The organism is Streptomyces nojiriensis (assembly GCF_017639205.1).
GTDB lineage: Bacteria > Actinomycetota > Actinomycetes > Streptomycetales > Streptomycetaceae > Streptomyces > Streptomyces nojiriensis.
The window spans coordinates 2,947,141-2,961,426 of sequence record NZ_CP071139.1; the positions used below are offsets into that span (position 1 = coordinate 2,947,141).

The following is a 14,286-nucleotide window of genomic DNA, read 5'->3' on the forward strand; positions in this document are numbered from 1 at the left end:
TGGCTGTGGGTCACTGACCGGGCTGCGGACTGGGCTGCGGGGCGGGCTGCGCGGCGGGCTGAGGAGCGGCGTCATAGGTGACGGGGAGCCCGGCGGGGGCGGTTCCCGTGGGGGCCACCTGGAGGGTCTTGAGCGCGAACTCCATGACCTTCTTGTAGATGGGGCCGCAGATCTGGCCGCCGAAGTAGCTGCCCTTCGTGGGGTTCTGGATGGCGCAGTAGACGGTGATGCGCGGGTTGTCCGCGGGGGCGAATCCGGCGAAGGAGGCGGTGTAGCCCTTGTAGCGGCCGGTGGCCGGATCCACCCGGTTGGAGGTGCCGGTCTTGCCGCCGACGCGGTAGCCGGGGATCTTCGCCTTGGTGCCGGTGCCCTCCTGGTCGTCGACCACGGATTCGAGCATCTCGGCGAGGGTCTTGGCGGTCTCCGCGCTGATCACGCGGTTCTGCTCGGGGGCCGGGGCCGGGGTGAAGCGGCCGTCGGGGCCCTTGGTGCCGCGGATCAGCGTCGGCTCGATGCGGACCCCGCCGTTGGCGATGGTCGAGTACACGGAGGCCGCCTGCATGGCGTTGAGGGAGAGGCCCTGGCCGAAGGGGATCGTGTACTGCTGGGAGGTGGACCAGTCCTTGGGGGCGGCGAGGATGCCGCGGGACTCGCCGGGGTAGTTCAGGCCGGTGGGCCGGCCGATGCCGAACTTGGTCAGGTAGGAGTGCAGGACCTCGTTGGCCTCGGGCTGGGTGGGTCCGAGCTGGCCGGTGGCCAGGATGGTGCCGATGTTGGAGGACTTGGCGAGGACCCCGTTGAGGGTCAGGTACCAGGTCGGGTGGTCGATGTCGTCCTTGAACAGCCGGTCGCCGCGGTGGAGCCGGTTGGGGACCTCGACACGGGTCTCCGCGGTGGCCTTCTTCTCCTCCAGCACGGCGGCCATGGACATGACCTTGGCGGTGGAGCCGGGCTCGTACACGTCCTGGAGCGCGGCGTTGCCCATGGCGGCGGAGCGGGCCCGGGTCAGGTCGTTGGGGTCGAAGCCCGGGGCGTTGGCCATGGCCAGTACCTCGCCGGTGCGGGTGTCCTGGACGATGACGTAGCCGCGGTCGGCCTCGGACTTCTGGACCTGCTCGGCGATGGCGCTCTGCGCCGCCCACTGGATGTCCCGGTCGATGGTCAGCTGGATGTCCTCGCCGGGGACGGCGGGCTTCTCGTTGGAGTCGGCGGTGGGGACCTGGCGGCCGCCGGACTGGGCGTAGGTGATCTCGCCGTCCTTGCCGGACAGCTTCTTGTCGAGGGAGGACTCCAGACCGCCGGCGCCCTTGCCCTCGGCGTTGACGTAACCCAGTATTCCGGCGGCGAGGTCGCCGTTCGGGTAGACGCGCTTGCTGCTGGTCTCCTTGAACACGCCGGCGAGGACGTTGGCGCCGGGGCCGTTGGCCCGCTTGTCGGCCGCCGCCTTGTCCGCGAAGACCCGCTTGAGGTCCTTGATCTGGTTCCAGACCTGGGGGGTCTGGCGCTGGGCGAGGACGACGTACCGGGAGTTCTTGGTGCTCAGCCGCTCTGTGAGCTCCTTGGCGTCCTTTCCGAGGATGGGCGCGAGGAGGGCGGCGGCCTGCTGCGGGGCGTCCGGGGCCTTGCTGTCCTGCGGGGTGAACATCTTCGGGTCGGCGGTGATGTCGTACGCGTCGACGCTGGTGGCGAGGGCCACGCCCCGGCGGTCGGTGATCTCGCCGCGCTCGGCGGCCAGCTTGACGCTGGTGTAGCGGTTCTTGGAGGCCTCGGCGGAGAACGCCGCGGCGTCGACGGCCTGGACCTGGAGCAGGCGGACCACGAAGGCCAGCATGACGAGGGTCAGGCCGACGCCGACCAGTCGCAGCCGGGGGCGCGGGCTGCCGAGCCGGATCGTGTGCGGGGTGCGGGGGCCCGCCGGCCGCCGGGTCGCGGGGCGCGAGGCCGGGCGCGGGCCCGGGCGGGCGCCGGCCCGGGCCCGGTCGCCGGCCCGGGGCGGCCTGGCCGGTCCGGGCACCCGCCGCCGGGGCGGCTCCTGCGGGCTCACGCGGTCACCGCCGGGGCGATGCCGGGGCTCCGCCCCGGACCCCGCTCCTCAAACGCCGGAGGGGCTGGACGGGAACGGTGGATCACGGCGTCACCTTCCGGGGGTCTGGTTGGGCTGCGGGGATCCGCCGGCCGCGGGGGACCCGGCGGAGGGCGCCGGCTGGCCCGGAGCGGGCGCCGACGGGGCCGGTGCGCCCGGGGATCCGCTCGGCGGTACGGCCGGGGTGCCCGGGGGCGGGGTCGGTGACGGCGGGGCCTCGGCGACCGCCGGGCTGCCGGCGACCTTGCCGTCGGGGCCGATGAAGACCGGGCTGCCACCGGGGACCAGGCCCAGCTCGTGCGCCCGTCGCTGCAGCGCGTCGGGCGCGGAGTAGGCGTCGACGTCGCGCTGCAGGGCCTGCTCCTCGTCGGTGAGGGCGGTGGTCTCCTTCCTCAGCTTGCTGAGCTGGAAGGAGCCTTCGTTCAGTGCCGAGTTCAGCAGCAGCAGGCTGATCAGGCCGCCGCAGAGCAGGGCCACGACCAGCAGGACGAACGGCATCCGGGCCGCCTGTCCGCCGGGACGCGGGCGGGCCGGGCGGCCGCCGAGCGCCCGGCCGAGGCGGGCCGCCTGCCCGCGGGTCAGCGTGGCGACCTTCCCGGCCTTGGTCACAGTCGCGCCTCCCGGATGCGTTCGACGCCGCGGAATCTGGCCGGGGCGGCCCGCCGGTTCTCGGCGATCTCCTCCTCGGTGGGCAGCTCGGCGCCGCGCGTGAGCAGTTTCAGCTTCGGCTGGTACTTCTCCGGCACCACGGGCAGTCCGGGCGGGGCCGTCGAGGTCGCGCCGGCCGCGAAGACCTGCTTGACCAGGCGGTCCTCCAGCGAGTGGTACGAGAGCACGGCGATCCGGCCGCCGACCGCGATCCGGTCCACCGCCGCCGGAATGGCCCGCTCCAGACCGGAGAGCTCCCCGTTGACCTCGATCCGCAGCGCCTGGAAGGTCCGCTTCGCCGGGTTGCCGCCGGTCCGCTTGGCGGCCTGCGGAAGGGAGTCACGGATCAGTTCGACCAGCCGGGCGCTGTTGCTGAAGGGCTCCTTCTCCCGCTCCCGGACGATCGCCGAGACGATCCTCTTGGCCTGCTTCTCCTCGCCGTACTGGCGCAGGATCCGCACCAGCTCGCCCGGCGCGTAGCTGTTGAGCACCTCGGCCGCGCTGATGCCGGTCGTCTGGTCCATGCGCATGTCCAGCGGCGCGTCCTGGGCGTACGCGAACCCGCGGTCGGCCTCGTCCAGCTGCATGGAGGAGACGCCCAGGTCGAAGAGGATGCCCTGGACGGCCGGGATGCCCAGCCCGTCCAGGACCTCGGCGAGGTCGGCGTAGATCGCGTGGACGAGGGTGGCGCGGTCGCCGAAGGGCGCGAGCCGCTCGCCGGAGAGCCGCAGGGCCTCCTTGTCGCGGTCGAGGCCGATCAGGTGGGCCTCGGGGAACCGGGTCAGCAGGGCCTCGCTGTGGCCGCCGAGGCCGAGGGTGCAGTCGACGACGACGGCCCCGGGCCTCTCCAGTGCCGGGGCCAACAGGTCCAGGCACCGCTGGAGCATCACCGGGACATGTCGGGACTCGCTAGTCAAAGCGCCCTCTCAGATAACGGCGCGGCAGGCGTACGCACCACCGGATCCCCGCATCCGCGACCGGCGCCGGGGAAGGTGGCGCCGGCCGGCCGGTGAGCGGGAGAGGGCCGGGCCGTACGTACGCGCCGCGCACGCGGAGTGTTCATCGGGGGCCGGGCGGCCGGTCAGGGCCGGGCTCCGGCCGGTTCGCGTCACTTTAGTGCAACGGTCGCCGCGGTCAACGAACCGCCCCGCGCGGCGTGCACGGCTCTGGGCACGAACCGGCAAATGCCGCGAATCACCCGAACAGCCGCCTCACACCCACCCCTGTGGGTTAGCTCACAACAAGCCTCGTTGGCGTTCTTTGTCCGCTCTCACGCAGGGCCATGACCCGCCGTGACCACTAACGTCGTAGCCATGACGACTTCCGCATCCCTGCCTGCAGAGTCCACGTCCGAGGCATCCGTCGGCGGATCCGTCACCGACCGGCTGGTCGAGGCGAATCAGCGGTACGCCGCGCAGTTCTCCGACCCCGGCATGGACGCCCGTCCCGTCCTCAAGGTCGCCGTCGTGGCCTGTATGGACGCCCGCCTCGATCTGCACAAGGCCCTCGGCCTGGAACTCGGCGACTGTCACACCATCCGCAACGCGGGCGGTGTGGTCACCGACGACACGATCCGCTCCCTCACCATCAGCCAGCGGGCCCTCGGTACCAGCGCGGTCATACTCATCCACCACACCGGCTGCGGTCTCGAAAACCTCACCGAGGACTTCCGGCACGAGCTGGAGGACGAGGTCGGCCAGCGTCCCGCCTGGGCCGTCGAGGCCTTCCGTGACGTCGACCAGGACGTTCGCCAGTCCATGCAGCGGGTCCGCACGAACCCCTTCCTGCCCCACAAGGACGATGTGCGAGGCTTCGTCTTCGATGTGCACACCGGGCTCCTGCGGGAGATCGATCCCAGCTCTTGAGTGACACAAGGCCGTAACGCCGTCAAGAATGCGGGATGGCACCACCCGGGATCCCCCGGGTCGGTGTCCGTGTTTCGGGGTGGGCCGGTTCATGCGCCAAGGGCGTCGGCCCTGGAAAAGGGCCGAGGAGAACCAAGGTGACGACGTACGACGACCGAGCGAGCCTCGCGGATCTGACCAGCACGGTGGAGCGGGTGCGCCAGTCGGTCGAGAGCGTGATCGAAGGCAAGCCCGAGGTCGTCCGCCTCGCGCTGACGGTGCTCCTCGCCGAGGGCCACCTGCTGATCGAGGACGTCCCCGGCGTCGGCAAGACGATGCTCGCCAAGACGCTCGCCAAGTCCATCGACTGCTCGGTCCAGCGCATCCAGTTCACGCCCGACCTGCTGCCCTCCGACATCACCGGCGTCAGCATCTACGACCAGCAGCGCCGCGAGTTCGAGTTCAAGCCGGGCGCGATCTTCGCGCAGATCGTCATCGGTGACGAGATCAACCGCGCCTCCCCGAAGACCCAGTCCGCACTGCTGGAGTCGATGGAGGAGCGCCAGGTCACCATCGACGGCACGACCTACACGCTGCCCAGCCCCTTCATGGTCGTCGCCACCCAGAACCCGGTGGAGATGGAGGGCACCTACCCGCTGCCCGAGGCCCAGCGCGACCGCTTCATGGCCCGCGTCTCCGTCGGCTACCCCAGCCCCGAGGCCGAGCTCAAGATGCTCGACGTGCACGGCGGGATCTCCCCGCTCGACGACCTGACGTCCGTCGCGCACTCCCACGAGATCGTCAAGCTGATCGAGGCGGTCCGCGAGGTGTACGTGGCCGAGCCCGTCCGGCGCTACGTCGTCGACCTGGTCTCCGCCACCCGCACCCACCCCGACCTGCGGCTCGGCGCCTCGCCCCGGGCCACCCTGCACCTGCTGCGCGCCGTGAAGGCCTCCGCCGCGCTCGCCGGCCGGGACTACGTCCTGCCCGACGACGTCCAGGCCCTGGCCGCCCCGGTCCTCGCGCACCGGCTGCTGCCCACCGCGCAGGCCCAGCTCAACCGCCGCACCGCCGAGCAGGTCGTCGGCGAGATCCTGCAGCGCACCCCCGTCCCGGCCGCGCACGCCCGCGGCGAGATGCCGCCCGGCGCGGGCATCCGGGGCTTCTGATGAGCGCCGGTGCCCCGCGCGGCGCCGGTGGCCCGGGGGACGGCGGCGGACTGCGCGCGTCGCTGTCCGGGCTGACCACCCGCGGCCGCTCGTTCCTGGCCGCCGGGATAGCGGCCGCCGCCTGCGCGTACGTCCTGGGCCAGGGCGAACTGCTGCGGGTCGGCATGCTGCTCGCGCTCCTGCCGCTGATCTGCGTCTACGCCCTCCACCGCACCCGCTTCCGGGTCTCCGGCAGCCGCCGGCTCAGCCCGGGGCGGGTCCCCGCGGGCAGCGAGGCCCGCGTACAGCTGCGCATGGACAACGTCTCCCGGCTGCCCACCGGCCTGCTGATGCTCCAGGACCGGGTGCCCTACGTACTGGGCCCGCGCCCGCGGTTCGTACTGGACCGGGTCGAGCCCGGCGGCCGCCGCGAGGTGTCCTACCGGGTCCGCTCCGACCTGCGCGGCCGCTATCCGCTCGGCCCGCTCCAGCTGCGCCTGTCCGACCCCTTCGGGCTGGTCGAGCTGACCCGTTCCTTCAGCACCTACGACACCCTCACCGTCATCCCGCGCACCGAACCCCTGCCGCGCATCCACCTGGCCGGCGAGTCCAACGGCTACGGCGACGGCAGCCGCCGCTCCCTGGCCCTGGCCGGTGACGACGACGTGATCCCCCGCGGCTACCGGCGCGGCGACGACCTGCGCCGGGTGCACTGGCGCTCGACCGCCCGCTACGGCGAGCTGATGGTCCGCCGCGAGGAGCAGCCGCAGCGCAGCCGGGCCACCGTCCTGCTGGACACCCGGCGCCTGGCCTTCGACGGCGCCGGCCCCGACTCCGCCTTCGAGTGGGCCGTCTCGGCGGCCGCCTCCAGCCTGGTGCACGTCCTGGAACAGGGCTTCTCCACACGGCTGCTCACCGACACCGGCGACGCGGTGCCCGGTGAGGGCGGCGGCGGATTCTCCTCCGGCGGGCAGGAGTCCGCGGAGGCCGCCGGGCTGATGATGGACACCCTCGCGGTCGTCGGGCACTCCGACGGCGCCGGGCTCTCCCGCGCCTACGACGCGGTGCGCGCCGGTGGCGGCGGCTTCGGCGGAGCCGGCGGTGACGGGCTCCTCATCGCCTTCTTCGGCGACCTGGACGACGTACAGACGGAACTGGCCGCCCGGATGCGCCAGCGCACCTCGGGTGCGGTGGCCTTCGTACTGGACTCCGCGAGCTGGGGCGGACAGCCCGCTCCGGGGCACGCCGTGCCCCCGCTGGAGGAGCGGATGCGCAGACTGCGCGACGCGGGCTGGACCGCACTGGCCGCCCCGCCCGGGGTGGCCTTCGGCGAACTGTGGCGCCAGGCCGGGACCGCGCGCGTCGGTACGGGAACCTCCGGAGGTCGGGAATGAGCGGGCGGGCGAAACTGACGCTGTTCGCGGCACTGGCGACGCTGCTCACCGCGTGGTCGCTGAACCCGCTGGTGGACTCGCAGGCCTGGCTGCTGCAGGCGGCGCTGCTGCTCGCCCTGCAGAGCGCGGTGGGTGCCGGAACCCGGCGGGTGCCGCTGGCCCGGACGCTGACCGTGGCCGCGCAGGCACTGGTGTCGCTGCTGGTGCTCGCGTTCCTCTACGCCGGCAAGGGCGAGTCCCACGGGGACGGGCCGCTGGCCTACCTGGTGACGGACTTCGGCGCGCTGTTCGGCCAGGGCGTCCGGGACGTGGGCGAGTTCGCGATCCCGGCTCCGCTGACGGACGGCATCAAGCTGCTGCTGGTGTCCGGCGTGCTGCTGATCGGCCTGCTGGTGGACACGCTGGCGGTGACCCTGCGCACGGCCGCCGCGGCCGGACTGCCGCTGCTGGCGCTGTACTCGGTGGCCTCGGGCCTGGCGGGCGGCGGGGACGCATCCTGGTTCTCCTTCCTGCTCGCGGGCTGCGGCTACCTGATGCTGCTGCTGTCCGAGGGCCGGGACCGGCTCGCCCAGTGGGGCCGCGTCTTCGGCGCGGCCCCGCGCCGGGGCGCCGCCGACTCCGGTCTCGGCAACGGGGCGGGCGGGCAGGCGACGGCGCCCGTGAAGTTCGGGCGGCGGATCGGCGCGGTGACCCTGGGCCTGGCGCTGGCGGTGCCGGCCGTACTGCCCTCGCTCGGCGGCGGGCTGCTGGGCGGCAACCAGGAGGCCGAGGAGAACGGCGGCGGCACGGGCGGGACGATCTCCGCGGTCAACCCGCTGGTCTCCCTGCAGAGCAACCTGAACGCGCAGGACAACCGCGTGATCCTCAGGTACCGGACGAACAGCCCGCAGCAGGGCGACCAGTACCTGCGGATCCTGGCCCTGGACGAGTTCAACGGCGTCAAGTGGGAGGCCTCCGGGCGGGCCCTGATCGACGTGCCGGAGGAGCTGCCGGCACCGCCGGGGCTCCGCGCCCCGGTCAGCGGCACCGCGGTCGAGGTCACCACCAGCATCTCGGCGGCGGACTACTACACCCAGCGCTACCTCCCCATGCCCTATCCGGCGACGTCGGTGGCCGTCGGCGGCAAGTGGCGGTTCGAGCCGGTCGGCCGGACCCTGGTCGGCGACCAGCTGGGCCGGGACCGGTTCCAGAACGTCCAGGGCGCCGAATACACCGTGCGCAGCCTGCTGCTGAAGCCGACGGCCCAGCAGCTCCAGAAGGCGCCGGAACCCGACCCGGCGATCCGGGAGGAGTACACGAAGCTCCCGGACAACCTGCCGCCGGTGGTCGCCGAGAGGGCCCGCCAGGTGACGCAGGGGGCGAAGGACGACTACACGCGGGCCGTGAAGCTGCAGGACTACTTCGCTGTGAACGGCGGGTTCCGCTACAACACGAGGACTGCCTCGGGCACGGGTCCGCAGGCGGTCGCCCGGTTCCTCGACGACAAGGAAGGCTTCTGCGTCCACTTCGCCTTCTCGATGGCGGCGATGTCCCGCTCGCTGGGCATCCCGGCCCGCGTCGCGGTGGGCTTCACGCCCGGCGAGAAGCAGTCGGACGGCAGCGTGAACGTGTCGATGCGCGACGCGCACGCCTGGCCCGAGCTGTACTTCGAGGGCGTGGGCTGGACCCGCTTCGAGCCGACGCCCCGCTCCGGCATCAACATTCCGGACTACTCCCGGGCACAGACGCCGGCCACCCAGCCGTCCGCGCCGGCGCCGCTGCCCTCCCAGAGCTCGGCGGCGCCGTCGACCGCGCCCTCGGCGACCCCCGAGTGCCCGCCGGCCCTGAAGAAGCTCGGCGAGTGCGACACGGCGGCGCCCGCGCAGAAGGCGGGCGACGGCGGCGGGCCGTCGGTGACGACGGTCCTCGGCTGGGCGGCGCTCGCGGTGGCGGTGCTGGGCCTGCCCCTGCTCCCGATGCTGTGGCGGACCCGGCTGCGGTCCCGGCGCCTGGCGACCGGGGAGGCCCTGACGGCCTGGCGGGAACTGGGCGACACCGCCTGGGACGCGGGTGTGGTCCCGGACGGGGCGCTGTCCCCGCGCCGGGCGGCGAGCCGGATCGTGGACCTGGGCCGCCTGGAGCCGGAACCGGCGGCCGCCGTGCACCGGGTCGCGGGTGCGGTGGAACGGGCCCTGTACGCGCCCCCGGGCGCGGAGGTCTCGTACCCGGAGCTGGCGGACGACGTACTGCTGGCCCGTACCGGCCTGCTGGAGTCGGCGGACCGGCTTCCCCGGCTGCGCGCCCTGCTGCTGCCGCGCTCGGCGGCCCGCATCTCCTGGGCCCTGGCGGCCCGCCGGTCCGCGATCACCTCGGCGGTATCCACCCGCCTCACGGCCGCCCGCCTCCGGCTCCCCCTGCGGGGCCGCCGCTAGGGGGAATTCCAGCCCCGCCGGCGTTTGAGGCGCGGGGTCCGGGGCGGAGCCCCGGCAACCGTGGCGCGCTGCCCCACGAGCCGCCGAACCCGCGGACGCGAAACGGCGAGGCTCGATCCCCCCGAGCCCCGCCGCTTCACGTATCGCTTCACCGGGTTCCGTGTCCCCCGTCCCGGTCACGGAAGGAGGCACCCGATCCGCTCCGCAGCCCCGTGTCGGCGGTGCGGACCGGGTCTCCTGTCCGTTGCTCCCAGTCTGGCGTCCGCGCAGGTGGGAGCCCATCCGCGCACGTACTCATTTCCGCACCTAGGTACGGATACTCAGCCGTCGCGGCCGGCCCCACCAGTTCTACGGGGCGGCGCGCCCGCGCGGCACCGCCGACTGGGGGGTGGTGGCGCGCCGGAACTCAGCGGTTCCCGCTGACCCTGCCCCGCAGCAGCAGCGACAGCGCCGAGTGCACGTCGTCCAGGGACCGCTCGCTCTGGAAGGACTGCCAGTCCAGGGCGGCCACCAGCACCATCCCGACCATCGCGGCCGCCGTGAGCGGCACGTCGATCTCGGCGCTCAGCTCACCGCGTTCGACGCCTTCGCGGAGCACCTTCTCCACGACGGCCACCGCCTCCTGACGGACCACCATCAGCGTGGACTGCCACGCGCGGTTGGTGCGCCACAGCTCGGCGACGTAGAGCTGGGTGAAGGCCGGGTACCGGTCGATGAAGACGAGGCCCGCGCGGATCATGGCGTCGAGCGCCTCGACCCGGCTGCCGCCACGGGCCTCCGTCTCCTCCGCTGCGGTCCGCAAGGAGACCGTCAGCAGGCCGACGCCGTGCCGCAGCAGCTCCTCGAACAGCTCGTTCTTGCTGGCGAAGTTGTAGTAGACCGTGCCCTTCGCGACTCCCGCCCGCTCGGCGATCTCATCGACCGTGGTCGCGGAGAATCCCTGCTCGGCGATCAGGGTGACGGCCGCTTCGTAGAGCTTCTGCCGGGTGATCGCGCGACGGCCCCCGCCGGTGCCCGCACCGGTGCTGCTGCTTTCCATGGCGCTGATTGTCACAGGTCAACACGTCCCTACAGGCTCAGTTCCGGGTGCAGCCGGTCCATGGTCCACACCTGCTTGCCGCGGGCGGCGAGCGCGGTGAGGGCCAGGGCGCCCGCGGTGAAGGCCAGCAGGACCGCGCCGCCCTGCCAGACCGGGGCGAGGTCGCCGCCGGTGATGAGCCGGCGCAGGCTCTCGACGATGTACGACATCGGCAGGTACGGGTGGATCCAGTTGAAGAAGTCCGGGCTGGTCTGGACGGGGTACGTACCGCCCGCCGAGGTCAGCTGGAGCATCAGGACGGCCAGCACCAGGATGCGGCCGGCGGCGCCGAACTTGGCGTTGAGCCACTGGACGATCGCCGCGAAGCAGCCGGTGACCAGCATCAGGAAGCCGATGGTGAGGGCCGGGTGGGCCATCTTCAGGCCGAGGCCGGGCGCCCAGTGCAGGACGGACATCAGCAGGGCCACCTGCGCCGTGCCGAGGCCCGCCACGGGCAGCCAGCCGGCGAGGGCGACCCGCCACGGCGAGGCACCGGCGGCCAGGGCCCGCCGGTTCAGCGGGGCGATCAGCATGTAGGCGACCATCGCGCCGACCCAGAGGGAGAGCGGGATGAAGTAGGGGGCGAAGCCGGTGCCGTAGTTGGGCGCCTTGTGCAGGGACTGGTTGGCGAGCTGGATCGGGTCGGCCATGACCTGCGTGCGCTGGTCGCGCTGCTGCTGGTCGTAGTCGGGGATCTTGCCGGCCCCGTCGTGGAGGCCGCCGGCGAGCTGGCCGGTGCCGTCGACGAGCTTGTACATGCCGCCGTCGAGCTGGTGGGCACCGTCGCCGAGCTTGCCGACGCCGTCGGTGAGGGCGCCGGAGCCGGTGGTGGCGGAGCCGATGCCGGTGTGCAGCTGGGCCATGCCCGCGGACACCTTGTGGGCACCGTCGTTGAGGGCGTTGACCTTGGCGACGGCCGCGTCGAGGTCGCCCGCGAGCTGCGGGGCCTTGTCGACGAGCACGCGGGCCTTGTTCTCCAGGTCGGTGAGCTGGGTGCGGAGCTTGGCGACGTCGCCGTTGGCGTTCTTGGCCAGGACGCTGACGTCCCCGCTGAGCTCGGCGGCCTCGGCCGTGCTGTCCCGGACCGTCTTCAGGTCGGGGCAGGAGGCCAGGTGCGGTTCGCCGCCGGGGGTCACGCAGTGCTTGGTGTAGTAGGTGTCGGCGACGGTGGCGGCCTTCTTGGCGGCAGCGGCGGCGGCCGGGGCCTTCTCGGCGAACTTGTCGAGGTGGTTGCGGACGACCTTCGCGCTGTCGGCGACCAGCTCGGCGGTGTCGGCCAGGTTCTTGGGGTCCTTGACGAAGGGACGGGCCTTGTCCGCGGCCCCGTTGACCTTGTCGGCCAGCGCCTGGGTGCCGTCCGCGACGCCCTTGGAGCCGGTCTCCAGCTTGCCGGCCGCCGTGTTCAGCTTCTGCAGACCGCTGTTGAGCTCGCCGGACTTCTCCTGCGCCGTGTCGAGGCCGTCGGCGAGCTCCTTGGCGCCCTCCTGGGCCTTGCCCGCGCCGTCCTTGAGCTTGTCGGCGCCGTCGGCCGCCTCGGCGGTCTTGTCGTGCAGGTCGGAGAAGTTGACGAAGATCTTGTCGAGGAAGCCGCGGGAGGCGTTGGCGGACGCCGCGGAGCGGACCTCGGCGAAGACGGAGCGCGAGATCGAGCCGACGATGTAGTTGTTGGCGTCGTTGGTGCGGACCTGGAGCGCCCCGGTGGTGGGGTCGTCGCCGGAGCTGGAGGCGATCTTCGCGCTGAAGTCCTCGGGCAGGGTCAGGGTCAGGTAGTACGTACCGTCCTCCAGACCCTTGGCCGCCTCGTCGGCGCTCGCATAGCGCCAGTCGAAGGACTTCTTGCTGGCGTGCAGCTTCTCGGCGAGCTCGGTGCCGACGTCGAGGCGCTTGCCGTCGACGGTCGTGCCCTTGTCGGAGTTGACGATGGCGACGGGCACCTGGTCGAGCCGCTTGTACGGGTCCCAGAAGGACCACAGGTACAGGGCTCCGTAGAGCAGCGGCAGCAGGAGCAGCGCGACGAGAGCGGCCCGGGGCAGCTTCCCCCGCCCGAACCGCTTCAGCTCAAGCGCGGCCAGCTTCGGCGAGCGCATCGTCCGCCCCCTTCGTGTCGTCGTTCTCGGAGTCGTTCTTCGAGTCGTTCTTCGAGTCGTTCTGCGAGCCCTTCTCGGACTCGTTCTCGCCGTCGTTCTCGCTGTCGTTCCCGGTGCCGCTGCCGGTGTCGGCGGCGCTCTCCGCGGCGGCGGGCGCGGCCGGCGCGGCCGGCTCCGTGGGGGAGGTCCGCAGGACGACCGCGTCGGCGGGCGCCTCGCTGCACACCGCGAGGACGGTGATCCCGCGGGCGGCGACCGAGCGGAGCAGGTCCCAGGCCTCGGCGCGTTCGGTGTCCGACAGCTTGAGGTCGAGGTCGTCGAGGGCCAGCAGCCCCGGGGAGCCCAGCAGCGCGATGGCGACGGAGAGCCGTACGGACTCCAGTCGTTCCAGGTCCCGTACGGAGGTCCGCCCGCCCTTGGGCAGCGTGGCGAGGTCCAGCCCGGCGGCCTCCAGGGCGGCGGCGATCCGTGCCTCGGCGGCGGCCCGGCGCTCGGCCCGGGGCCGCAGCATGGCGCGTACCGGTGCGCCGTAGTGGCGCTGGAGCAGGGCGCCCTCGCGCAGCTGTTCCGCGACCGTGAGGGCCTGGTCGAGCTCGTTGACCCCGGAGACCGGGCCGAGTGCGGTGATCCGGCGGACCGCCGTCATGTGCTTCGGCAGCCGGTGGCCGCCGACCTCGGCGTGGCCCCGGGTGGGCTTCATCCGCCCGGTGAGGGCGAGCAGCAGGCAGGTGCGACCACTGCCGGAGGGGCCTTCGACCGCGATGAGCGAGCCTGGCGCCGCGTCGATGCCGACTCCCCGGAACGCCCAGCCTCGCGGGCCCTTGAGTCCGAAGTCCTCGGCCTTGACGGCCGCGCCGTGCGGGCTGTCCACGCCGTCCCCCTTCTTTTTGAACTGACCGGTCAGTTCAAAAACTAGCATCCTTCTTCGCACCAGGTGCGCAGGAGGGGGTAGTTGCCCGGTTCGTGACCGTAAAAGCGCAGGTCAGCGCAATTGTCAGTGGGGCCCGTCACGATGGGGGCAACGCATCGACAGGAGGTTCGTCATGGCCACACCGTCCCCGTCCCCTGTCCACCCCGTCCTGCGCAAGTCGACGGCCCCACCGGCCGCCCTCGACCTACTCGCCAAGGCCCACAGCGGCCTGGCCGAGGCCGCCCGGCTGACCCGCCCCAACGAGCGCTACGCCACCGCCCACCTCGCCGCGCTGCGCACCGCCGCGGCCGTGCTCGCCGCCCGCGCCCGGCCCGAACCGGTGAGCCCGCGGCGGCGGCCCCGGATCCGCAGCGCGTGGGAGGTGCTGCCCGAGCTGGCGCCGGAGCTTGCCGAGTGGAGCGCGCTCTTCGCCTCCGGCGCCGCGCGCCGGGCCAGGGCGGAGGCGGGGATAGCGGACGCGGCGAGCAGCCGGGACGCGGACGATCTGGTGCGGGCGGCCTCGATGTTCCTTCGCCTGGTGGAGCGGATGCTCGCCGTCCGGGCGGCGCCCCAACCCCTGGAGAAGACCCTGCCGCAACCGCGTCCGGAGCATCCGGACGCGGGATGAGCTGCCCGGCGGCGGAAGGCAATAGGGTGGGCCAGGACCGCTCATCCTTTACCGC

At 72.9% G+C, this 14,286-nt stretch carries 11 protein-coding genes; 5 read left to right on the forward strand and 6 right to left on the reverse strand.

All coding sequences use genetic code 11. From position 1 onward, the window contains the following. Positions 1 to 10: 10 nt before the first annotated feature. The 3 genes from JYK04_RS13760 to rsmH all read right to left on the reverse strand — a co-directional run bounded on the left by JYK04_RS13760 (position 11) and on the right by rsmH (position 3,648). Positions 11 to 2,044, reverse strand: coding sequence for a peptidoglycan D,D-transpeptidase FtsI family protein (locus JYK04_RS13760; RefSeq protein WP_189736220.1), 2,034 nt, complete (start codon positions 2,042 to 2,044; stop codon positions 11 to 13). A gap of 90 nt (positions 2,045 to 2,134) precedes the next feature. After that, positions 2,135 to 2,692, reverse strand: coding sequence for a cell division protein FtsL (ftsL, locus tag JYK04_RS13765; RefSeq protein WP_373297408.1), 558 nt, complete (start codon positions 2,690 to 2,692; stop codon positions 2,135 to 2,137). After that, positions 2,689 to 3,648 carry a 16S rRNA (cytosine(1402)-N(4))-methyltransferase RsmH gene (gene rsmH / locus JYK04_RS13770; protein WP_189736222.1) on the reverse strand — a complete coding sequence of 320 codons (960 nt, stop codon included), beginning with the start codon at positions 3,646 to 3,648 and terminating at the stop codon, positions 2,689 to 2,691. The genes ftsL and rsmH overlap by 4 nt, the downstream gene beginning before the upstream one ends. A 396-nt stretch (positions 3,649 to 4,044) precedes the next feature. On the opposite strand from rsmH, the gene JYK04_RS13775 reads away from it, so the two are divergent. The 4 genes from JYK04_RS13775 (at position 4,045) to JYK04_RS13790 (ending at position 9,528) form a co-directional block, all read left to right on the forward strand. Next, positions 4,045 to 4,596 (forward strand): beta-class carbonic anhydrase, encoded by a 552-nt coding sequence (locus JYK04_RS13775; protein WP_189736225.1) that lies wholly within the window; start codon positions 4,045 to 4,047, stop codon positions 4,594 to 4,596. 137 nt (positions 4,597 to 4,733) lie between these two features. Next, positions 4,734 to 5,744, forward strand: coding sequence for an AAA family ATPase (locus JYK04_RS13780; protein WP_189736227.1), 1,011 nt, complete (start codon positions 4,734 to 4,736; stop codon positions 5,742 to 5,744). Beyond that, a complete protein-coding gene (locus tag JYK04_RS13785; protein ID WP_189736229.1) occupies positions 5,744 to 7,117 on the forward strand; it encodes a DUF58 domain-containing protein in 1,374 nt (457 codons plus the stop codon). Before JYK04_RS13780 ends, JYK04_RS13785 begins: the two co-directional genes overlap by 1 nt. Further along, positions 7,114 to 9,528: a transglutaminase TgpA family protein gene (locus tag JYK04_RS13790; protein ID WP_189736231.1), complete on the forward strand. Its 2,415-nt coding sequence runs from the start codon at positions 7,114 to 7,116 to the stop codon at positions 9,526 to 9,528. The genes JYK04_RS13785 and JYK04_RS13790 overlap by 4 nt, the downstream gene beginning before the upstream one ends. A gap of 406 nt (positions 9,529 to 9,934) precedes the next feature. On the opposite strand, the gene JYK04_RS13795 is transcribed toward JYK04_RS13790, so the two are convergent. The 3 genes from JYK04_RS13795 to JYK04_RS13805 are packed head-to-tail and all read right to left on the reverse strand — an operon-like array spanning position 9,935 to position 13,564. Continuing rightward, positions 9,935 to 10,567 carry a TetR/AcrR family transcriptional regulator gene (locus tag JYK04_RS13795; RefSeq protein ID WP_229875155.1) on the reverse strand — a complete coding sequence of 211 codons (633 nt, stop codon included), beginning with the start codon at positions 10,565 to 10,567 and terminating at the stop codon, positions 9,935 to 9,937. Positions 10,568 to 10,596: 29 nt separating this feature from the next. Next, the gene (locus JYK04_RS13800) at positions 10,597 to 12,693 is read right to left on the reverse strand and encodes a YhgE/Pip family protein (protein WP_189736235.1); all 2,097 of its coding nucleotides are present in this window, start codon (positions 12,691 to 12,693) and stop codon (positions 10,597 to 10,599) included. Then, a complete protein-coding gene (locus JYK04_RS13805; protein ID WP_189736237.1) occupies positions 12,665 to 13,564 on the reverse strand; it encodes an ATP-binding cassette domain-containing protein in 900 nt (299 codons plus the stop codon). The genes JYK04_RS13800 and JYK04_RS13805 overlap by 29 nt, the downstream gene beginning before the upstream one ends. 172 nt (positions 13,565 to 13,736) lie before the next feature. Here JYK04_RS13805 and JYK04_RS13810 point away from each other — a divergent pair, with 172 nt between their 5' ends. Continuing rightward, positions 13,737 to 14,231 carry an SAV_6107 family HEPN domain-containing protein gene (locus JYK04_RS13810; protein WP_189736239.1) on the forward strand — a complete coding sequence of 165 codons (495 nt, stop codon included), beginning with the start codon at positions 13,737 to 13,739 and terminating at the stop codon, positions 14,229 to 14,231. The last annotated feature ends 55 nt before the right edge of the window (positions 14,232 to 14,286 follow it).

Bases quoted from the DNA above. Each gene is read 5' to 3' on its own strand.
- JYK04_RS13800 (WP_189736235.1), bottom strand. From the start codon at position 12,693: ATGCGCTCGCCGAAGCTGGCCGCGCTTGAGCTGAAGCGGTTCGGGCGG.
- JYK04_RS13795 (WP_229875155.1), bottom strand. From the start codon at position 10,567: ATGGAAAGCAGCAGCACCGGTGCGGGCACCGGCGGGGGCCGTCGCGCG.
- JYK04_RS13775 (WP_189736225.1), top strand. From the start codon at position 4,045: ATGACGACTTCCGCATCCCTGCCTGCAGAGTCCACGTCCGAGGCATCC.
- JYK04_RS13790 (WP_189736231.1), top strand. From the start codon at position 7,114: ATGAGCGGGCGGGCGAAACTGACGCTGTTCGCGGCACTGGCGACGCTG.
- JYK04_RS13810 (WP_189736239.1), top strand. From the start codon at position 13,737: ATGGCCACACCGTCCCCGTCCCCTGTCCACCCCGTCCTGCGCAAGTCG.
- JYK04_RS13785 (WP_189736229.1), top strand. From the start codon at position 5,744: ATGAGCGCCGGTGCCCCGCGCGGCGCCGGTGGCCCGGGGGACGGCGGC.